Consider the following 19,299-nt stretch of genomic DNA (forward strand, 5'->3'; position numbering starts at 1 on the left):
GACTTCCCTTTGCGCTTCGCTACGAATTAGCCGTAGCATAGCCTAATAACGTTGATGAAGGCCCTGTACACCATGAACAGGCTACCTCCGCATCACCTCGCCCGGGTGGGCGCCATTGCGTTGACGCTTGGCCTGTCGCCCGCTTTCCTGTGGGCCGGCAGCCCCCACCTGCCGCAGCCCTGGCGCCAGGAGGCGGTTGTTGACGGTCGCGACGAGACCTACAACACCGAGCGCTTTCTGCACCTGCTGACATTTCGCCACAGCGAAGCCCTCCCCGGCCCCACCGACAACGGCATTCGCGGCACCGGTGGCAGCGTGAGTAGCCGCCGTCTCTACCTCGACTTCCGCTTCCGGCAGGACTTCGGGTTCAATCATGACCATCAGGGTTTTCTGCTCGACATTCAGCGTAGCGAAGATCTGGACGGTACCTACCAGCGCCAACTGGTGGGGTTCCGGCACAATCTGACGGATAATACCGAACTCTGGCTGCAAGGCGATGTTTTTTCTGATAAAGCGCAGTCTGATGTGTACTTCAGTGCCCGTCACTATCTGGATCGCGACCACTGGATACACGCCAGCTGGATACTCCCGGACGCCTATTTCAATAGCAAGACCGATTCCGGTGACGAGTTCATCCGCGAACCCCAGAGTTTTTTCGTCCAGTGGCACCTCGGCACGGAAGCGACCGCCCCGGCTGCTGGCACTCTGGTGTCCATCAATGTCTCGCCACCCTCCGAGTTCAGCAGTCGCACGAAAAACCTGGTGGTCGAAAGCAAAAGCCTGAACGCTGCCGTCCGCCACAGCCGCGCCACTGAGAACTGGCTCTGGCAGGTCGAGATCAGTGGCGAGCTCACACGACGGCACTATCAGCTCGGCGGTGAGACCTTGGCAGGGCGGGCCGACTTCGAGCGCGACCATGTCAAATTCGATGCCAGCGTCAGTGACAGCCACCGCCGGTTTCAGCCCCGGCTTGGCCTGTACTACCTGAGCCTGGAAGAGGACGGTTTTTTCGGCAGGGCACTCAACGACGTGGGGACGGTGAACCGGCGGGAGCCCACTCTTTACACCGACCTGACCCTGCCGCTGTCTGCTCGCACCACCCTCAGCCCCGGCGTATACCTGAGCAAGCCGGACATTGACGAGCACTACCTGCGCAACCGGGGCCGCCAGGAGAACGGGTTTACCGGCAAACTGACCCTGCCGTTCAAAACCGTTCTCTCGGCACAGGATGGCGCTGTGCTCACCCTGAATCCGACGTTTTACCTGCACAAATTCGGCTTCGGGGGTGGCAATCTGCAGCTACACTGGCCCATATGACGGGCATCCGGTTCCACCCGCCGGTTTGACGGACCATCACGGGGAGACCAACAACCCATTTCCAGCCGGGGGCGTATAACAAGCCATGACATCCTGTTCGCACACGCTCGTATTGCTCGCCTGCGTGACCCTCGCCGGTTGCGCCACCCGGGGCCCCGCCCCGCAGACCGCGGTGCTTCCGCCCCAGACCCAGTACGATGCGGTACTGACGGATAGCCGTGGTACCCGGCTGTCGATCAACCAGCTCGCCGGCGAACTGGCAGCGGCCGACGTGGTGGTGATCGGTGAATACCATGGTCATCATGGCGCGCACCTGCTGCAGTCCCTGTTGCAATCCGCCCTCTATCAACAGCGACCGCAACAGGTGTTGACCATGGAGCAGTTCACCCTCGATGATCAGGGCGAACTGGATCGGTACCTCGCCGGCGACACCGGTGAATCGGAACTGATCGCTGACACCGACGCCTGGCCAAACTACAAGGCCTCCTACCGGCCGCTGGTGGAATTTTCCAGAACCCGCGGTCTGCCGGTGATTGCCGCCAATGCCCCCGCCGACACGGTGCGCTGCGTTGGCCGCCAGGGAGCCGATTACATGAATCAACTCAGTACTGCCGAACGCGAGCGGTTTCCGAAGAACACCTTTGTCGACACCCCGGCCTACCGCGAAAAATTCTTTTCGGTGATGACCGCCGGTCACGGCAGCGCAGAGTTCAGCGCACGGATGGAGAATACCTATCGCGCCCAGCTGCTGCGGGACAACACTATGGCGGCGCAGGTCATCAATGCCCTGACGCGATACCCCGGCCATCAGGTCATTCATCTGACCGGCACCTTTCATGCGGAAGAGCGGCTGGGCATGGTGGCGGTACTGGAAACGCGGCGACCGAATCTGAACGTCGTCGTGATCAGCCCGGCGTTCTGGCAGGCCGGTGACTCGCTGAAGGCGCTGGCCCGGGCCAACCGCAGCAAAGGGGATTTTCTGTATTACCTGCAGCCGCTGCCCGAGGAGTACAAGGATCAGGAACGCCACCGGGAGGCCATGATGCAGCAATTCCGCAAGGCGGCCGAGGTCCGCTGCGACTGACTTCGGCTGCAACCCTCTCTCAGGCGGTTTTCTGCTGCCCGGCCCGGATAACGATGGCAATGCCCCCGAGAATGGCCACACCCGCCACCACCAGTCGCAGGGTCAGCGGTTCGCCCAGTAACAGCACACCACCGATGGCCGCAATCACCGGCACACTGAGCTGAACCGTGGCCGCCGAGGTGGCCTGCAACAGGGGTAACGCCATGTACCAGATGGCGTACCCCATGCCTGAGGTGACCGCGCCGGAAGCCACGGCGTAAATCAGGCCGGGGGCATCCACTTGCGCCCGCGTGAGCATGACCAGGCTCAGTACCAACGCCAGGGGCACCGCACGGATGAAATTGCCGGTGGTCACTGCGGTCGGCTCCCCGGCCCCCCTGGCGCGCAGGGAATACACGCCCCAGGCCATGCCGGCGGTGATCATCAGCAGGGCGCTGCCCACCGGGGGCGCTGACAATCCGGGCAGCAGCAGCCCGATCAGCCCGGCGAACGCCACCATGAAACCACCCCACTGCATCGTACCCGGCCGGTTGCCGCGCCAGATCCCGATGCCGATCATGGTCGCCTGCACCGCTCCGAACAGCAGCAGGGCGCCCATGGCAGCGGACAAACCACCGTAGGCAAATGAAAACGCCGCGGCGTAACCGAACAGTGCCAGAGCGGATCCCCAGGAACCGAAGGCCAGAGGTTGGCGACTGCCCCGCAGCACCACAATGAGCCAGAGGGTCAGTGCCCCGGCCACCAGGCGCACCGAGGTGAACGTTGCTGCATCGATGTCGGTATCGCGCAGCGCAGCCCGGCACAGCAGGGAATTGCCGGCAAAGGCAATCATGGCCACCGTGGTCAGCAGCAGGGCGCGAAAACGGATCACTGGGTCTGAACCATCTCGTCGGTTACCTGATAGTCACCACACAGCCAACGGCAGATTTCCCCGGCACCGGCGTGGGGGTAGCCCCGATAGATGGTCAACAGCGCCTGCTTCTTGTCGTCGCTGATGCGATGAAGGCCGGCGTCCTGAAGCGTGAGCAGATCCGCCTGCACCTGGTCGGCAAGATCCGCCCCGAGAATTTCCCGGGCAGCATGGCGGAAGGCCTGGCCGTACTGGTAGTCCGGACCCTGGCGATAGCTTTCGGCCAGCGTGATGGCCGGTATGGCGGTCAGAGTTGGCTGCAAGGCCGGATTGATGGCGTGGCCTGCCAACCAGGCCGCGTTGTTGGCGGGCCGGCCGGTGAACCCCCGCAGGTGAAGGTGGCGGGACATGCGGTCACCGTCGTTGACCGGGTAGTTGTCCCACAGCAGCGGCTTACGACCGAGGGCCTTGCCGACGCGCCTCAGGTGGCCCGGAGTCACTTCCCTCGCGCAGACCTCTTCCCCGGTCCAGAACACCCTGACCGCGGGATCCAGCAAGCCGCCCAGGGTGGCGAGGTAATCGCTGGGGCGCTCACCGAAGACCCGGTCCAGCACCGGGTCGTCGGAGTAGTAGCTCGGGCAGATCGACAACTGTGCGGCACCGGATCGTTCCTGCACCCAGTGCACGATGTCCGCCTGGCGGGCGGCGAGGTCCGGGGTGTCGCTGCGCATGTCGTCAAACAGGATGGCCAGCTCCTGCACACCGATTTCGTCGAGGAAGGCCAGCTTCTTTGCCAGCGCTTTTTTTGCCCCATCGTTAAAATCGTTGAACACCTCGAACGGGCTCAGGCCGACACCGAACCGCACGCCGTGCTTGCGGCAGAAGCGGGCAAAATCGGCCAGCTGCGTCGCGGTTTCCTGGGGGTGAGGCTCATCCCAGCGCCGACGCAGGTAGGCGTCGGCCTTGGGCGCATACAAGTAGAACCGGTAACCATGGGGCTCCAGAGCCTGCACCAGCTGTTTTCGCTCCGGCCAGCGCCACAACGGTCCGTAGAACCCCTCGATGATTCCAAGCTCGACAGTCATGGCTCCCTCCTGTTAGCGGGCGGATATGGGCCCGTCGCATGCACGTTACCGCATCTTAAGCTGGCCGCAAGACAACCGTATAGCTGGCCGGTTCTGCAATACCCTAAAGCAGGCTACTATAGCCTGAACCTGCACGGAATCGCGATCATGGCTGAATCCTCACAACGCCTGTCTGCACTGGACGCCCTGCGTGGCATCGCTGCCCTGGCCGTTGTGCTGTTCCATTATCTGCCTTATTACGACCAGCTCTACGGCCACACCTTTACCCCATGGGCGGTGCTGGATTATGGCCGCTACGGCGTGCATATGTTTTTCATCCTCAGCGGCTTCGTCATCTTCATGACCCTGGAGCGTACACGCACCGCCGGCTGGTTCGGTCTGGCGCGGGCCTTCCGGCTGCTGCCGGCATTGTGGGCCGGTATTGTGCTGACCTTTCTGGCGGTTCACCTGATGGGACCGGCCGATCGTGCAGTCGGCCTGGGCAGTGCGCTGTTGAACGCCACCCTGCTGCACGAATACCTGGAGTTCCCCCATGTGGACGGCGCCTACTGGAGCCTAGTGATCGAAGCCACTTTTTACTGCTGGACTGCACTGCTGTTTTACGGGCTGAAACAGTGGCAACCATTGCGGCTGGCGTTGTGGGCCTGGGTGGTGGTCAGCTATGCCGGCGTGCTGTGGTGGCGCGACATTCCCGGTGCCCTCGAATTTCTGGTCAAAGACCTGCTGTTCGTGAAATATGCTCCGCTGTTCGTCAGCGGCATGCTGATATTTCGCTGGCACCGGTACGGCCGCCCGGCGGCAGCGGATCTGGCGCTGCTGGCACTGGCGGTGGGGCACGCCCTGATTGCCTATAAAGCCCCGTTCAGTCTCTTCGTCGTCGGCTGCTATGGCGTGTTCGCGCTGGCCGTGGCCGGCCACCTCAACAGCCTCGCCAACCCGCCGCTGCTCTGGCTTGGCCGCCTGTCCTATGCCCTGTATCTGGTGCACCAGAACATCGGCTACGGCGTTATCGGCTGGAGCTACCAGGCCGGCCTGCCGGGCTGGGCGGGCGTCACTCTGGCCCTGGCCCTGGCCCTGACCCTGGCGGCCGCCATCCATTACGCCATCGAAAAACCGGCCCTGACGTGGTTTCGAAAACTCCGTCATCGGGCCACCGAACAGCCGGCGCCAGTGCCGGTCAGAACACTGCCCTGAAGGCCCGGAACAAGCCGTCGGAACGACTAGGACCTAGGTCGTAGAGACGCCGGTTTTGCGTTCCGTTTGCTAACAATTGCTGCTACCTTGAACTAGAATCACAAGCAAGTAATCCCTGTCGGGTGACGCCCGAATCATTCAAAAAAGACAAAAAACAAATCAGAGGATAGAAGAGCAATGAAGATCCGTTCTGTTCTTTCCGCCGCTGTGCTGGCCGTCGCAACTACCCTAGCCTCCGCACAAGCGCTCGCCCAAGACACCTTTACCCTGCGCCTCGCTGAGACCTGGGGACCGAACTTCCCGATTTTCGGTGATACCACCAAGCGCTTCGCGGAGACCGTTGAGACCATGTCCGATGGCCGCCTCAAGGTCCGCATCGATTCCGCCAACAAGCACAAAGCCCCGCTCGGCGTGTTTGACATGGTCAAGGCCGGTCAGTACGACATGGGCCACTCTGCCTCCTACTACTGGAAAGGCAAGGTTCCGGAGACCCTGTTTTTCACCAGCATGCCCTTCGGCATGAATGCCATGGAACAGTACGCCTGGTTCTACCACGGCGGTGGCATGGAGCTGATGCAGGAGGTGTACGAACCCCACAACATGCTGTCGTTCCCCGGAGGTAACACCGGTGTTCAGATGGGCGGCTGGTTCCGCAAGGAAATCAAGTCCCTGGATGACCTCAAGGGCCTGAAGATGCGCATCCCCGGCTTTGCCGGTGAAGTGTTTGCGGAAGTGGGCGTAAACCCCACCAACATCGCCCCGGGTGAGCTCTACACAGCCCTTGAGCGCAATACCATTGATGCGGTTGAGTGGGTCGGTCCGGCGCTGGACCTGCGCCTTGGCTTCCAGCAGATTGCCGATTACTACTACACCGGCTGGCACGAGCCTGCCACCGAGCTCCAGTTCCTGGTGAACAAGCGGGTGTGGGATAAACTCCCCGCTGACCTTCAGGAAATTATGCGTGTCGCCATGCGCACCGCCTCTTATGACATGCTTGTGCACTCCCAGCATGAAAACGCCAAAGCCTGGGCCAACATCAAGGAAGAGTATCCGAACGTGCAGATCAAACAGTTTCCGGATGACATCTTCCAGGCGATGTACAGCGCCAACAAGAAGCTACTGAAGGAGTCAGCCGAAGGTAGCGAGATGGCGGCCAAAATTATCGAATCCCAACAGAACTACCTTGAACAGAGCCGCGCCTACACGGACATTTCCGAACGGGCGTACCTCAACACCATGGCTGAAATCGAGTAACATCGCAGCCTTATCAGAGCCGGGATCGCTCGAGCAGTGATCCCGGCTTTGTTATTTGTAGCAACGGAAAATCGCCGGCTGATATGGCGGAGGAATATTAATGCGGTGGATTATCAAACTGGACGAGGGCCTGGCCCGTCTGTCCATTCTCTGTGGCTGGATTGCCTGTATCGCGATGATACTGATGGCAGCCAACGTCTTTTATGATGTTGTCGCCCGTTACGCGTTCAACAACGTCTCCATCGGCATGCAGGAAATGGAGTGGCATCTCTATTCCGTGGTTTTCCTGTTCGGGATTCCCTATGCCCTGCGCACCGATGGCCATGTGCGGGTGGACGTGTTCTACGCGCGCTGGAGCAACAAGACCAAAGCCTGGATCAACCTCGTGGGCGCGTTCATTTTCGTCATTCCTTTCGCCTACCTGATCGGCATCTATGGCTACGAATTCGCTCTCGATTCCTACACCATGGGCGAGGGCAGCGGCGACCCCGGCGGCCTTCCGCACCGCTGGATCATCAAGGCGGTGATCCCCCTGACCGCGGTCTTCACCGCCATCGCCGGCCTCAACATGGCCACCTTCGCGATGCGGGTCATGTCCGGTGAGAAGGAATACGAAGGCGAGCACAGCGCAGGGGGACTGGCATGATCGGCATGATAATGTTCGGTGTCGCCCTCATCATGCTGATGCTGGGCTTCCCGGTTGCCTTCACGTTTGGCGGCGTTGCGCTGTTTTTTGGCGTGTTTGCCGAGGGCATGGATCTGTTTGCCTTCATGCCTTACCGCATCATGAGCGTGATGCAGAATACCGTGCTGATGGCGGTGCCCCTGTTCATTTTCATGGGCGTGGTGTTGCAACGGACCAAGCTGGCGGAACAGCTACTGACCTCCATGGGCCGACTGTTCGGAGGCTTGCCCGGCGGCCTGGCCATTTCCACCATTCTGGTGGGCGCCCTGCTGGCAGCGTCTACCGGCGTGGTCGGCGCCAGTGTTGTCGCCATGGGTTTGATATCCCTGCCCGTCATGTTGGCGCACAAGTACGACAAGCGCCTGGCGACCGGCACCATTTGCGCCTCCGGTACGCTCGGGCAGATCGTGCCACCGTCCATCATCCTGATCATCCTGGGCGATGTGCTCGGCCTGCCCGTAGGCGATCTGTTCAAGGCAGCTGTCGGCCCCGGCGTGGTGCTCATCGGGCTGTACATTGGCTATATCCTGATCATGACCCGCTTCAAGCCGGAAACCGCGCCGGCCATGCCGGACGACAGCGGCGTCTCGCGCAAGCGCGAGGTTTTCGATGCGCTGCTGGCCATTATTCCGCCGCTGGCGTTGATCGTTATCGTGCTGGGCTCCATCTTCACCGGCATTGCCACGCCCACCGAATCCTCCGCCCTCGGCGGCGTGGGTGCCGTGCTGCTGGCTATCATCTATCGCCAGTTCTCATTCAAGATGGTGTGGGATGCGTCCAAGGATACGGTCAAGGTCACTGCCATGGTGTTCGCGATTCTGATTGGCGCCACGGCCTTTTCCATGGTCTTCAGCTACACCGGCGGCGACTACCTTCTGGAGGAATGGCTGCTGCAGCTCCCCGGCGAGAAATGGGGCTTTATCATTCTGGCCATGCTGGTCATTCTGGTGCTGGGCTTCTTCATCGACTTCGTGGAGATTTCCTTCATCATCGTGCCAATTCTCGCGCCGGTGGCCGAGGCCCTGGGCATCAACATGCTCTGGTTCGCCATTCTGGTCGCCATGAACCTGCAGACCAGTTTCCTGACGCCGCCCTTCGGATTCGCGCTGTTCTACCTGAAAGGGGTGGCGCCACCCAATGTGCGAACGACCGACATCTACAAAGGGGTGTTGCCGTTCATCATGCTGCAGGTTCTGGTGCTGGCGCTCATTGTCATCTTCCCGGAATGGTTCGGGATGAGCTCGTCCTACTGACATCGATCCAGCATTGCCAAAAAAGCCGGGGCTATCGCTCCGGCTTTTTTCGTTTTTGCCCGCCCCCATGACAAATTACGATCATTTTCTATACTGATGACACAACCGGTGTTTCCCAGTTGTGCAGTCGGGATTCGCCTCACCCATAAGGGAGGCAAGGATTCATGAACCAGAGTACGGCCCAGAAAACGGAACCTTCCGGCCAAACCGACCGCCCACAGGCTCATGTGCTGAAACTGCCCATCGAGGGTCTTCAGGTAGATCGTGAACCGCGCTCCTACGAAGTCTGGCTGATCACCAAGCTCATGCGGATGGCGGGATCGCCCCCGGTGCGGTTCCGCCTCTGGAACCACGAAGTCATCGAGTCCGAGGCGGGCGAGGCCCGCTTCACGATTCACCTGAGTGACCCCAAAGCCCTGAGGTCACTGGTGGCCAATCCGAACCTGGCGTTCGGCGACCTCTACAGTGCCGGCCGGCTGCATGTGGAGGGCGATCTGGCCGAGCTGATGGAGACCCTCTACCGCTGCATTCATCAGGCCCGCCAGCGCTGGCCACGGTGGCTGGACGCGCTCTGGCGCAATCACAACCCTCGCCCCACAGGCATTTCCGAGGCGCGAGAGAACATTCACCACCATTACGATCTCGGCAACGAGTTCTACCGTCTATGGCTCGATACTGCCGAGATGCAGTACACCTGCGCCTACTACGAGCGCCCGGACCTCACCCTGGAGCACGCGCAACTGGCCAAGCTGGAACACGTGTGCCGCAAACTCCGTCTCAAACCCGGAATGACGGTGGTGGAGGCCGGCTGTGGCTGGGGCGGCCTGGCCCGCTACATGGCCAGACACTATGGCGTAAAAGTACACGCCTACAACATCTCGAAAGAACAGCTGGCCTACGCCCGGGCTGAAGCGGAACGGCAACAGCTGTCGCATCTCATCGATTATGTGGAAGACGACTACCGCAACATTCAGGGCCGGTACGATGCGTTTGTCTCCATCGGCATGCTCGAGCACGTCGGCAAGGACAATTACCCGGCCCTGTCGGAACTCATCCAGCGCTCGCTCAAGCCCGAAGGCATTGCCCTGCTGCACAGCATCGGCCGCAACCGCCCCATGCTGATGAACGCCTGGATCGAGAAAAGAATTTTCCCGGGCGCCTATCCGCCCAGCATTGGTGAGTTCATGGAAATCTGTGAGCACGGCGATTTCTCCGTGCTGGATGTGGAAAACCTCCGGCTGCACTATGCCAGCACCCTGAGCGACTGGATGCAGCGCTTCACCGCGCGGGAAGCGGAAGTGATCGCCCTGTATGACGAGCACTTCGCCCGTGCCTGGCGCATGTATCTGGCCGGTTCCATCGCCGCCTTCCGCGCAGGGTCGTTACAGCTGTTCCAGGTGGTATTCACCCATGGGGGTAACAACCGGCTGCCCCAGAACCGGCAGGATCTGCACACCTCACCCGCCGCGCCGGAGGCCTGATCATGGACTACTACGATCTGATCATTGTGGGCGCCGGCCCGGCCGGGTCCACCCTGGCTCACGCGCTGCAAGGCAGCGGCAAGAAAATTCTGATGATCGACAAGCAATCCTTCCCGCGAGACAAGACCTGCGCCGGCTGGGTCACGCCAGCAGTGATGAACAGCCTCGAGATCGACCTGGCCGATTATGAGAAGAACCGCACCCTGCAGCCGATTCGCCGGTTCCGGATCGGCATGATGGGGCAACCGGCGGTGGAAAATAACCACGACAAGGTGGTGAGCTACGGCATCCGCCGCTGCGAGTTTGACGACTACCTGCTCAGACGCGTCAACGCCCCCAAAGCGCTGGCCACACCGGTAAAGTCCATCGACCGCGAGAACGGCAACTGGATCATCAACCACACCTGGCAGGCGCCGCTTATCGTCGGCGCTGGCGGGCATTTCTGCCCGGTGGCCCGCCTGCTGGGCGACGGCCCGGGTGGTCACGAAACGGTGGTGGCGGCCAAGGAAGTGGAGTTCGAGATGACCCCGGAACAGTCCGAGGTCTGCGCCGCCCGCGGAGACATGCCAGAGCTCTGGTTCTGCCGCGACCTGAAGGGGTATGCCTGGGTATTCCGTAAAGGCAACTTCCTGAACATCGGCCTGGGCCGGGAAGACAACCACAAGCTGAGCGGGCATCTGGAGCAGTTTGTCGAGGAAATGAAAGCCAGCGGCCGCATCCCGCCCGATCTTCCGGGCCGGTTCAAGGGGCACGCCTATCTGCTTTACAACCACGCCGAGCGTCCGCTGGTGGATGAAGGCGTCATGCTGATCGGGGATTCAGCCGGGCTGGCCTACACCCAGAGCGGCGAGGGTATTCGCCCTGCCATTGAGTCCGCGCTGATTGCCGCACAGGTGATCCGCGAGGCCGGAGACAATTCCGCCCAGGCGCTCCAGACCTACGGTGAGGCCATCGCCGAGCGGTTCGGCACCCGCGCCACCGAGGCGGATCAGGGCTGGCAGGTTCCGGAGTGGGTGAAGTCGCCCCTGGCCAGCACCCTGATGCGCTCCCACTGGTTCACCCGCAGGGTGGTGACCGAAAAATGGTTTCTGCACCAGCAGGTACCACCTCTCGCGTCGGCCGTTTAGGGCAACCACAAAAAAGCCGGAGACAGGCTCCGGCTTTTTAATCACTGCAGGCGCGATCAGTCGGCTTTGAGCTCGATCACATCGATCCCGTACAAGGTGGTGGTGCCACTCACTTCATTGCCCACCGCCAGCATCGGCGATCCAGTCGGGCTGTTGTCTGCGCTGATGAACGCCAGACCTTCCGGCCCCAGATCACCCGCCATGCCAGCTTCCAGTTCCATCTGGGTGGCGCTGAAGTCGCGGTTGTTCAGGTACTGCACGAAGACCGGATTCTGGGGGTTGGTGACGTTGTAAACCATGAGCCCACCAACCCGCTCGAGGCCGATGAATGCAAAGGTCTGGCCATTGATCTCGCCCGTCACCACGGCCTCGGGCTCCGGCCCCTTGTCATCGGACCGGTTGTCGAAGGCGTTCTCATCGTTGTTGCTGTTGAAGTTGTCCGGGATCACCCGGGCGGTGATGCGCTCGAACTCACTGCCGCTGTCGAACACCTGGGTGCCGTCCGCGGTCCAGATGGAAAACGAGCGGGCGCCGTAGGAATACAATTCGCTGTATTCACATGCTGCCTCAACGTCTGTCATCGGATCTGACGGGTCGCAGCCGTTGCTGACGCCCAGGGTGGAGGTGACGTTGAGCCGGCCCAGGTTCTCATCGTTCTGGAGCTCAGCCGCATCTGGAAACGCTATTCCATCCAGCATCAGGTCCTTGATGCGGAACTCTTCGCTGAAGCCGTCGTAGTCGCGGGAGTCGCCCTCGTTGGCGGTGATGTAGTACGTCTTACCGTTAAAGCCGTAGCTGGTGATGGCATCCGGCTGGTACATGCCTTTCACCGGCCAGTTACGGATATTGATGCGGCTGTCACCAAGGGCGTTGAGATCCTCGTTGCTGGCATCGAGTTCGTTACCGATGACGCTGTGGTCCTTGAAGCCCAGTGGCAGGATGCGGGTGATCTCACCGGCTTCAATGTCCAGTTCCGCCACGGCATTGTTCTCCTGCAGCGCAACCCAGGCGGTGGTGTTGTCGACCGACACGGCAATGTATTCCGGCTCGACATCCTGGGCGGTACTGGCGCCGGGCCCGAAAATTCGCACGCCCTCTGCCCGCAGCTGATCCTCCTGGCCGTTGAACGCGGTGAAGGCCGCAGTGGTCACCGAAGCACCGGCGACACCGGCAGACAGATCAATGATGCTGACGGAGCCTTCCGGGTCCACGCTGTAGTCGTCGCTGGGTTCGCCTTCGTTGGCCACCAGAACCTTCTGGCCATCCCGGGTGAATGTGAGCATGTCCGGCAACGCGCCCACCACCACTTCGCCCACCTTGCCCAGGTCGCTGGCGTTATAGAACACCACCTTACCGTTGTCCTGCTTGACCACCGCTTCTATCGCGACCGCCACCAGGTCACCGAACACGGCAACGCTGTTGGCCGCTGCCCCTTCTTCAGTGGCGTCAATCGTGGCCATCTTGGTGGGCTGGCTCGGGTCTTGGATATCCAGCACGTCTACGGTAGCGTCGTTGGCGTTGATTACGAACAGACGCTGATTGGCAGGGTCGTGGGCCACGATCTCAGCGGCACTCTCATCGAACACACCGCTGGCATAGGTGCCCAGCTGGTTGAGCTCAATGGTGGTCTGGCTGGTGCCGGCAATACCAGCAACGCCATTGTCACCATCGTCGCCGTCACAAGCGCTCAGACCAAGCGTGGATGTCAGGATGGCTGCCGCCAGAAGGGATTTACGAAGTTCCATGGTCGCCTCGGTGGAATTATGAGTGTGTGGAATCCCGACACACCCTAGGGCGACAATGTGACAGCCATGCGTCACTTTGAGGACAGTTTCAAGACGAGCGCGTTGCAGCCGCGGATTCACACCACAAAAAAAGCGGCCCGCAGGCCGCCTTTTTTCAGTCGTCGACTGCCCGAACCGATCAGTGGCCCAGGTAGCTCCGATACATCCACACCGTCTTTTCCTGCTGGGAGATGTAATCGCTCATCAATGCAACGGTGCCTTCATCATCGGCCTCGCCGGCCAGGTGCAACAGCTCCCGCTGCTTGCCAATGAGCTTGGCGAAGCTCTCGACAATGTTTTCCATGGCTTCCTTGCCATCGGACACATCCTTTCGTTCCGGCACTTCCGATTTCTCGATGTAGGTGCTGTAAGCATGCGCCGGCCGATGGCCCAGGGTCAGCACCCGCTCAGCAATCTCGTCTATCTTGAGCAGAAGATCGTCGTACAGCTCCTCGAACTTGACGTGCAACTCAAAGAAGTTGTCGCCCTTGATGTTCCAGTGGTAGCCGCGGACGTTCATGTAGAAAATCTGGTAGTTGGACAGCAGATCATTCAATACGCTGGCCAGCTGTTCGGTTTTGGCGGTATCCAGACCAATAAAGTTCTTACCCATAACGTGTCTCCTTGACAGTTACTCAATGAAATCTGGCTTCGATAGTAGCCAGATCGTGCAAATCCGTGAAGTTTAGTTCGCCAATTTCACTCATAGAGCCACCCTATCAAATTTCTTCATACAATTTATTTAACAATGATTATCACTTGCCCCATAGTGATTGCGAAACGATGACACATGACATTCATCAGGCGGGGTTGATCATGAGTGCACTCAAACTGTTTATCCACGATCACCAGAACAACGGCGACAATTCGCTGCTGAAAACCATCACCTTCGCGCTGACGCATTTCACCGTCGCCTTTACCGTGGCATTTCTGCTGACCGGCGACATCCTGATCGGCAGCCTGATTGCGATGGTCGAACCGGCGATCAACACCGTGGCCTATTTCTTTCACGAGAAATTCTGGGCCCGCCGCGAGCGACAGGCCCGCCCGGCGCCTATGTCCCGGGACCACAATCCATGCAGCGCTTAACGATCTCCGGGCCAATGCTCAGGTTGCGATTGAGATCCCGCAGAGCGGTTCTCACCCCCTCTTCAATAACCGGGTGGTAGAAAGGCATATCGAGCATTTCGCTGACCGTCATGCGGCGTTGCGCGGACCAGGCCAGCAAATGGGCAATGTGCTCGGCCGCGGGGCCGAACATTTCTGCGCCAAGAAACTGACCGCTACCCCTTTCACCATACACCCGCAGCAGACCGCGATTTTTGCCGATGACCCGGCTGCGGCCCTGCCCCTCAAACGACACCTCGCCAACGCCGTAACAACCCTTGCAACGTTCATCCACCTCATCAAAGTTAAGACCGACCGTGGCAATCTGCGGATCGGTAAACACCACCGCCAGTGGCGTGCGGCGCAACCCGGCGCGCACGTCGGGAAAGCGCCCGGCGTTGTCCCCGGCGATACGCCCCTCATCAGCGGCTTCATGGAGTAACGGCGCATCGTGGTTGCAGTCTCCGGCGATGAAAATGGCGCTGTCGCCGCATTGCAGGGTGTAGCGATTGAATCGTGGCGTACCACGATCATCCAGCTCGATGTCGGTGTTCTGGATGTCCAGCTGATCAACATTCGGCCGTCGGCCGGTGGCAGCCAGCAGGTAATCGAAGGTTTCGGTAATCTCTCCCCGATCGTCGTCCACAAAGGTGACGGCCACCCCTTCCTCAGTGCGCGCTACCGCTTTGACCTCGCCTTCCGGGTGCAGCTGGAATTCACGGCGGAAGGTTTTGAGGGCGTAGTCCCGCATTTTCTCTTCCCGGATCGGGCCGAGGGATCCCCCCCGACCGAACATGCGCACCCGCACGCCCAACCGACTCAGGGCCTGACCCAGCTCCAACCCGATAATACCGGGGCCGAACACCACCACCGATGCCGGCAGATCCTGCCACTCAAAGAGGTCGTCATTGACCACCAGGCGATCCTTGGCTTCCTTGAGCATGTCCGGAATATTGGGTCGTGAGCCGGTGGCCACCACAATACGATCGGCCGTGATTTCGACGTCGTCGTTGACGATCAACCGGTGCGCATCCACGAAACGCGCATCGCCAATCAGCTTGTGTTCAGCGGGCATGTCTTCCACCGTTTCGAGCACAAAGCCGACAAAACGGTCGCGCTCGCTTCGCACCCGCTGCATCACCGCTTTCCCGTCAATCCGGATTCCGCCCGGATGAATCCCGAACTGTGCCGCCCCGGCCATGTCATGGGCGCGCTCCGCGGCGGCGATCAACAGTTTGCTGGGCATGCAGCCGACACGGGCACAGGTTGTGCCATAATGCCCGCCTTCAATCAGCACCAGGCTGTCAGTGTGCGCTTTGGCGGCGCGATAGGCGCCCATGCCGGCCGTGCCGGCACCAATGATCGCCACATCTACCGTTCGCTTCTCCATCACTGCCTCTCCCGCTGGTTACCTTGCTCATCAAGTCTGCACAGTATAGTCCGCCAGAATTAGTTGCCTTTGACACAGGATATTCTGGCCGATCACTTATATGCTTGCGCTCACAGGATTATTGCCGTTTTGACCACACCCGGATCGGTTTGGGAGAACCATTCAATGCAAAACTATTGGGCGGAATTTCTGACCGTCGCGCTGGTTCATCTGCTGGCGGTGGCGAGCCCCGGCCCGGACTTCGCCGTGATTCTTCGACAGGCGCTCTGCCAGAGCCGCCGCAACGCACTGCTCACTGCAGCGGGCGTTGGCGCCGGCATTCTCGTGCATGTCACCTATTCTTTGTTGGGGATCGGCCTGCTGATTCAACAGTCATTGCTGTTGTTTAATATTCTCAAGGTGGTGGGTGCGCTGTATCTGAGCTGGATTGCCATCCAGTGTCTGCGGGCCCGGGCAGGCGGGGTGCAAGTGGCAGCAGAACCCGCGCTGGCACAACGGGGGCTGGCGGCGTTCCGCCTCGGCTTCCTCACCAACACCCTGAACCCCAAGGCCACGCTGTTCTTCGTGTCGCTGTTTTCCGTAGTCATCAGCCCGGGTACGCCGGTCGCCCTGCAAACCGCTTACGGCGTCTACATGGCCCTGGCCACCGGGCTTTGGTTCGCCCTGGTCGCCACGTTCTTCACCCTACCCCGGGTACGGCGCGGTTTTAACCGCTTCGGCCATTGGCTCGACCGGTTAATGGGTGGCGTGCTGTTATTGCTCGCCGGGCAACTGCTGTTTTCTACAGTGAGCGGATCAGAGCCTCCGTCTGCGCCCAGCCAATACACGGATCGGTGATGGAACAGCCGTAGGTCAGATCGGCGCCGTCGTTCTGACGACCCGGCTGCAGGAAACTCTCCAGCATCAGTCCACGAATGCAGGTGTTTCCTTCAGCTCTCTGCGCCATGACCTCCCGGGCAATGTCCAGTTGACGCTCCGCCTGCTTGCAAGCGTTGTCGTGGCTGCAGTCCACCATGAGGGCGCTGGACACCCCGGCGCTGCTGAGCGCCTTGATCGCCTGGCCAACACTGTCGGCGTCGTAGTTGGTGATACCGCGGCCACCCCTCAGTACCAGGTGGGTATCCGGATTGCCGGCGGTGGTGATCATCGCCGCAGCGCCGCTGCGGGACACGCCCATGTGGTGATGGGGATGCGCCGCCGACTTCATGGCGTTGATGGCAACGGCCACTCCACCGTCCGTGCCGTTTTTGAAACCCACCGGCATCGGCAACCCACTGACCAGCTCCCGATGCACCTGGGATTCGGTGGTACGGGCACCGATGGCCGTCCAGCTGATCAGGTCCCCCAGGTAATCCATCGCGAACGGGCTGAGCGCCTCCGTCGCCAGCGGCAGGCCGGACTCCGCCAGGTTCAGCAGCAGCCGCCGTGAGCGCACCAGGCCCTCAGCGAGATTGCCGGCACCGGTGCGCTCGGGGTCGTACAGCAGGCCTTTCCAGCCCACGGTGGTTCTGGGCTTTTCCAGATAGGCGCGCATCACGATCAGGAAACGGTCACTGACGCTCCGGGCCAGCGCGCTGAGCTTCGCCGCGTATTCCAGCGCCGCCACCTCGTCATGAATTGAACAGGGGCCGATCACGATGAGGGTGCGGGGGTCATCACCTCGCAACACCCGGCGAATGGCGTCCCGGTGACGCAGAATCTGGCGCTCAGTGGCTGCTGTGACCGGCAGGCTCGCGGCCAGCTCGGCGGCGGTCGGCAGGATCTCTTCCCGGCGATTGGCTGCGGTCGTGGTGGCTGTTGCGCTCAACTCTCCAGATTCATCATCTCTGGCTTCATGAAGCGCGTCGATGTTCAAAGGCATGTTCATGTCGTTCGTCCGTTTCCCTGTATCAGAATCAAAAAAGCCCCGGCTGGGCTACCAGTCGGGGCTTTTTCGAGTCCGGTGGCAGCTTGGGTCTCTGCCGGGCTGCCTTCCTCGTTATTCGGTCGATGAAGATCTTATGGGCGGCCCGGGCTCTGGCTAAAATAGCCATAACCAAACCACCAGAAAAACACAGCAGCGATCACCGCCGTCGGTTGCGCACCGAAGGCTTGCAGAACATTCAATTGACAGATCGCGTGTGTTGTCTTCATGATTTTCAATATATACCCCGGCTTTTCGGCTTTGCAACCCGCAAACCCGATATTTGTGGATTTTATCCCGGTGACTGCCATGACCCTGACGTTGCTCAACCAACCTGCCCGCCGGTTCCCGGCCCTGCTTGCGCTGGTCATTTTGCTGGCGAGCCCGCTGTCTGTGCTCGCGGCCCCCGAGTCCCGCACCTATCGGCTGGATAACCGGGCAGCGGAGGATGTGGCGGCCCAGGTCCGGGACCTCTATGGTTCCGATCAGGTCCGGATCACCGCGCGGGGACAGCAGATGATCCTCCGCGGCGAGCCGGCGGTGCTGGATGAAATCGGTATGCTGGTGGACACCCTGGATGTCGCGCCGGTTCAGATGCGCATTACCGTGCGCTCCCGCAGCAACCTGGACGCTAAAAGTGGTGGCGGTGGCGTCACCATCACCAACAACCAGGCTGGCGTTCGCGTGGAACGCAAAGTGACGACAACCCGGCGCAATCAGGAGCGCACACTGGTGGTTCAGGACGGCCAATCCGCCCATATCACGTCAGGACAGGTTCGTACCGTGCCTGTCGCCATCCGCGGAGGTCGCAATCCAGCGGCCGTGCTTGGTCAGGTGGAAACCCGCAGTGGCTTTCTGGTCAGCCCCCAGGCTCTGTCAGACAGCGCCATCGAATTGAACATCGTGTCCTTTGAGGAAGACCCGGAAGGTGATATTCCCGGGTATGAAACCGAGGCGCTGATGACTATCCGGCGGGTGGAGCCCGGCCAATGGGTGGAGTTGGGCAGCACTCGCAGCCGCCAGGCCGGAACCCGCTCCGGCATTACCTATCAGGTCGGCGGCGAGGAGCGCGCAAACCAGACTTTCGAAGTCAGGGTTGATCTGCTCTGATCGGCTCAGGCCACCCCACGGCGGGCGGCCAACAGGGTCGCTTTGGCTTCATTGACCTTGGCCGCCAGGTAGTCGTTACCGCCACGGTCCGGATGAATTTTCTGCATCAGACGCCGATGCGCCAGAATGACGTCATCTTCGCTGCAGCCGGTGGGCACCCCCAGAATCTCACACGCCTCACGCTCTGACATCTGCCCCGGACGTCCCTCGCGCCGGTGACCATGCGCTGACGATTGGCCACCGGCCGTGCCGGGATCCTCGCGTTGATCCTTGCTCTGGCTGAACAACCGACTGGCCAGCGGCGCGAACTTCAGCAGCGCCGGCAGCTTGCGCAACAGGGGAATCAGCCCGGCCACTGCGGCCGTGAGCACGTGGATCCGCCCGGTCAACACCAAAAACAGCAACAGGGCACCGCCGACCACCAGAAACAGCTTCCAGACGGCCGCCTTTTTCTTCTCTGCGGTCAGCCCGCCCCACTGCTTGAGAACGAGGAAGACCACAACGGTCAGGGCAAGTCCAAGTATCCAGTGCATAGGGTAATCCCTTACGTTTCAATGACCGTAATTCTGGCATTACACCGGTGACAAAACACCCGTTTTTTGTATAGGATGCTACCCTATTAGTCGGATTAAGAATCAATCACAAACTCTTTCCCTCTCCGGATAGGCACAACCA

At 60.7% G+C, this 19,299-nt stretch carries 18 protein-coding genes; 11 read left to right on the top strand and 7 right to left on the bottom strand.

Annotated elements, in window-relative coordinates; genetic code table 11:
• The first annotated feature begins 72 nt into the window (after positions 1-72).
• On the top strand, positions 73-1,317 hold the full coding sequence (locus MLC70_RS02690) for a hypothetical protein (RefSeq protein ID WP_248181520.1): 1,245 nt from the start codon (positions 73-75) through the stop codon (positions 1,315-1,317).
• Between the two features lie 85 nt (positions 1,318-1,402).
• Positions 1,403-2,401 (top strand): ChaN family lipoprotein, encoded by a 999-nt coding sequence (locus MLC70_RS02695; RefSeq protein WP_248181522.1) that lies wholly within the window; start codon positions 1,403-1,405, stop codon positions 2,399-2,401.
• 19 nt (positions 2,402-2,420) lie between these two features.
• Here the strand turns inward: MLC70_RS02695 and MLC70_RS02700 are convergent, their stop codons facing one another.
• Complete coding sequence (locus tag MLC70_RS02700) at positions 2,421-3,233, bottom strand: DMT family transporter (RefSeq protein ID WP_282448272.1); 813 nt, start codon at positions 3,231-3,233, stop codon at positions 2,421-2,423.
• Positions 3,234-3,268: 35 nt separating this feature from the next.
• Entirely contained in the window at positions 3,269-4,336 is a 1,068-nt protein-coding gene (locus tag MLC70_RS02705; protein WP_248181524.1) for a beta-N-acetylglucosaminidase domain-containing protein, read from the bottom strand.
• 147 nt (positions 4,337-4,483) lie between these two features.
• Here MLC70_RS02705 and MLC70_RS02710 point away from each other — a divergent pair, with 147 nt between their 5' ends.
• The 6 genes from MLC70_RS02710 to MLC70_RS02735 all read left to right on the top strand — a co-directional run bounded on the left by MLC70_RS02710 (position 4,484) and on the right by MLC70_RS02735 (position 11,330).
• Positions 4,484-5,530: an acyltransferase family protein gene (locus MLC70_RS02710; protein WP_248181525.1), complete on the top strand. Its 1,047-nt coding sequence runs from the start codon at positions 4,484-4,486 to the stop codon at positions 5,528-5,530.
• 177 nt (positions 5,531-5,707) lie between these two features.
• The gene (locus MLC70_RS02715; RefSeq protein ID WP_248181526.1) at positions 5,708-6,784 is read left to right on the top strand and encodes a TRAP transporter substrate-binding protein; all 1,077 of its coding nucleotides are present in this window, start codon (positions 5,708-5,710) and stop codon (positions 6,782-6,784) included.
• 100 nt (positions 6,785-6,884) lie between these two features.
• Positions 6,885-7,430, top strand: coding sequence for a TRAP transporter small permease subunit (locus tag MLC70_RS02720; protein ID WP_248181527.1), 546 nt, complete (start codon positions 6,885-6,887; stop codon positions 7,428-7,430).
• Complete coding sequence (locus MLC70_RS02725; protein WP_248181528.1) at positions 7,427-8,722, top strand: TRAP transporter large permease; 1,296 nt, start codon at positions 7,427-7,429, stop codon at positions 8,720-8,722. Before MLC70_RS02720 ends, MLC70_RS02725 begins: the two co-directional genes overlap by 4 nt.
• 164 nt (positions 8,723-8,886) lie before the next feature.
• Positions 8,887-10,203, top strand: a complete 1,317-nt coding sequence (locus MLC70_RS02730) for an SAM-dependent methyltransferase (RefSeq protein WP_248181529.1) — start codon at positions 8,887-8,889, stop codon at positions 10,201-10,203.
• A 2-nt stretch (positions 10,204-10,205) separates the two neighbouring features.
• The gene (locus MLC70_RS02735) at positions 10,206-11,330 is read left to right on the top strand and encodes an NAD(P)/FAD-dependent oxidoreductase (RefSeq protein WP_248181530.1); all 1,125 of its coding nucleotides are present in this window, start codon (positions 10,206-10,208) and stop codon (positions 11,328-11,330) included.
• 56 nt (positions 11,331-11,386) lie between these two features.
• Here the strand turns inward: MLC70_RS02735 and MLC70_RS02740 are convergent, their stop codons facing one another.
• On the bottom strand, positions 11,387-13,075 hold the full coding sequence (locus MLC70_RS02740; protein ID WP_248181531.1) for a choice-of-anchor I family protein: 1,689 nt from the start codon (positions 13,073-13,075) through the stop codon (positions 11,387-11,389).
• A 178-nt stretch (positions 13,076-13,253) separates the two neighbouring features.
• On the bottom strand, positions 13,254-13,727 hold the full coding sequence (locus tag MLC70_RS02745; RefSeq protein WP_248181533.1) for a Dps family protein: 474 nt from the start codon (positions 13,725-13,727) through the stop codon (positions 13,254-13,256).
• 203 nt (positions 13,728-13,930) lie between these two features.
• Between MLC70_RS02745 and MLC70_RS02750 the strand changes: the two genes are divergently transcribed.
• Positions 13,931-14,203 (top strand): DUF2061 domain-containing protein, encoded by a 273-nt coding sequence (locus MLC70_RS02750; protein ID WP_248181534.1) that lies wholly within the window; start codon positions 13,931-13,933, stop codon positions 14,201-14,203.
• Here MLC70_RS02750 and MLC70_RS02755 read toward each other — a convergent pair.
• Positions 14,169-15,611, bottom strand: a complete 1,443-nt coding sequence (locus MLC70_RS02755; RefSeq protein ID WP_248181535.1) for a dihydrolipoyl dehydrogenase — start codon at positions 15,609-15,611, stop codon at positions 14,169-14,171. The two genes, MLC70_RS02750 and MLC70_RS02755, sit on opposite strands and share 35 nt — an antisense overlap.
• Before the next feature lie 165 nt (positions 15,612-15,776).
• Here MLC70_RS02755 and MLC70_RS02760 point away from each other — a divergent pair, with 165 nt between their 5' ends.
• On the top strand, positions 15,777-16,448 hold the full coding sequence (locus MLC70_RS02760; RefSeq protein WP_248181536.1) for a LysE family translocator: 672 nt from the start codon (positions 15,777-15,779) through the stop codon (positions 16,446-16,448).
• Here MLC70_RS02760 and MLC70_RS02765 read toward each other — a convergent pair.
• Complete coding sequence (locus tag MLC70_RS02765; RefSeq protein ID WP_248181537.1) at positions 16,393-17,478, bottom strand: 3-deoxy-7-phosphoheptulonate synthase; 1,086 nt, start codon at positions 17,476-17,478, stop codon at positions 16,393-16,395. The genes MLC70_RS02760 and MLC70_RS02765 overlap by 56 nt on opposite strands.
• A gap of 345 nt (positions 17,479-17,823) precedes the next feature.
• On the opposite strand from MLC70_RS02765, the gene MLC70_RS02770 reads away from it, so the two are divergent.
• Positions 17,824-18,624 carry a secretin N-terminal domain-containing protein gene (locus tag MLC70_RS02770; RefSeq protein ID WP_248181538.1) on the top strand — a complete coding sequence of 267 codons (801 nt, stop codon included), beginning with the start codon at positions 17,824-17,826 and terminating at the stop codon, positions 18,622-18,624.
• A gap of 5 nt (positions 18,625-18,629) precedes the next feature.
• Here the strand turns inward: MLC70_RS02770 and MLC70_RS02775 are convergent, their stop codons facing one another.
• Positions 18,630-19,157, bottom strand: a complete 528-nt coding sequence (locus MLC70_RS02775) for a J domain-containing protein (RefSeq protein WP_248181539.1) — start codon at positions 19,155-19,157, stop codon at positions 18,630-18,632.
• Positions 19,158-19,299 lie beyond the last annotated feature (142 nt).

This window comes from Marinobacter goseongensis, assembly GCF_023156235.1.
Classification (GTDB): domain Bacteria; phylum Pseudomonadota; class Gammaproteobacteria; order Pseudomonadales; family Oleiphilaceae; genus Marinobacter; species Marinobacter goseongensis.

Bases quoted from the DNA above. Each gene is read 5' to 3' on its own strand.
- MLC70_RS02750 (WP_248181534.1), top strand. From the start codon at position 13,931: ATGAGTGCACTCAAACTGTTTATCCACGATCACCAGAACAACGGCGAC.
- MLC70_RS02700 (WP_282448272.1), bottom strand. From the start codon at position 3,233: ATGATTGCCTTTGCCGGCAATTCCCTGCTGTGCCGGGCTGCGCTGCGC.
- MLC70_RS02745 (WP_248181533.1), bottom strand. From the start codon at position 13,727: ATGGGTAAGAACTTTATTGGTCTGGATACCGCCAAAACCGAACAGCTG.
- MLC70_RS02770 (WP_248181538.1), top strand. From the start codon at position 17,824: ATGACCCTGACGTTGCTCAACCAACCTGCCCGCCGGTTCCCGGCCCTG.
- MLC70_RS02765 (WP_248181537.1), bottom strand. From the start codon at position 17,478: ATGAACATGCCTTTGAACATCGACGCGCTTCATGAAGCCAGAGATGAT.
- MLC70_RS02725 (WP_248181528.1), top strand. From the start codon at position 7,427: ATGATCGGCATGATAATGTTCGGTGTCGCCCTCATCATGCTGATGCTG.
- MLC70_RS02710 (WP_248181525.1), top strand. From the start codon at position 4,484: ATGGCTGAATCCTCACAACGCCTGTCTGCACTGGACGCCCTGCGTGGC.
- MLC70_RS02690 (WP_248181520.1), top strand. From the start codon at position 73: ATGAACAGGCTACCTCCGCATCACCTCGCCCGGGTGGGCGCCATTGCG.
- MLC70_RS02740 (WP_248181531.1), bottom strand. From the start codon at position 13,075: ATGGAACTTCGTAAATCCCTTCTGGCGGCAGCCATCCTGACATCCACG.
- MLC70_RS02695 (WP_248181522.1), top strand. From the start codon at position 1,403: ATGACATCCTGTTCGCACACGCTCGTATTGCTCGCCTGCGTGACCCTC.
- MLC70_RS02775 (WP_248181539.1), bottom strand. From the start codon at position 19,157: ATGCACTGGATACTTGGACTTGCCCTGACCGTTGTGGTCTTCCTCGTT.
- MLC70_RS02705 (WP_248181524.1), bottom strand. From the start codon at position 4,336: ATGACTGTCGAGCTTGGAATCATCGAGGGGTTCTACGGACCGTTGTGG.
- MLC70_RS02735 (WP_248181530.1), top strand. From the start codon at position 10,206: ATGGACTACTACGATCTGATCATTGTGGGCGCCGGCCCGGCCGGGTCC.
- MLC70_RS02755 (WP_248181535.1), bottom strand. From the start codon at position 15,611: ATGGAGAAGCGAACGGTAGATGTGGCGATCATTGGTGCCGGCACGGCC.
- MLC70_RS02720 (WP_248181527.1), top strand. From the start codon at position 6,885: ATGCGGTGGATTATCAAACTGGACGAGGGCCTGGCCCGTCTGTCCATT.
- MLC70_RS02760 (WP_248181536.1), top strand. From the start codon at position 15,777: ATGCAAAACTATTGGGCGGAATTTCTGACCGTCGCGCTGGTTCATCTG.
- MLC70_RS02730 (WP_248181529.1), top strand. From the start codon at position 8,887: ATGAACCAGAGTACGGCCCAGAAAACGGAACCTTCCGGCCAAACCGAC.
- MLC70_RS02715 (WP_248181526.1), top strand. From the start codon at position 5,708: ATGAAGATCCGTTCTGTTCTTTCCGCCGCTGTGCTGGCCGTCGCAACT.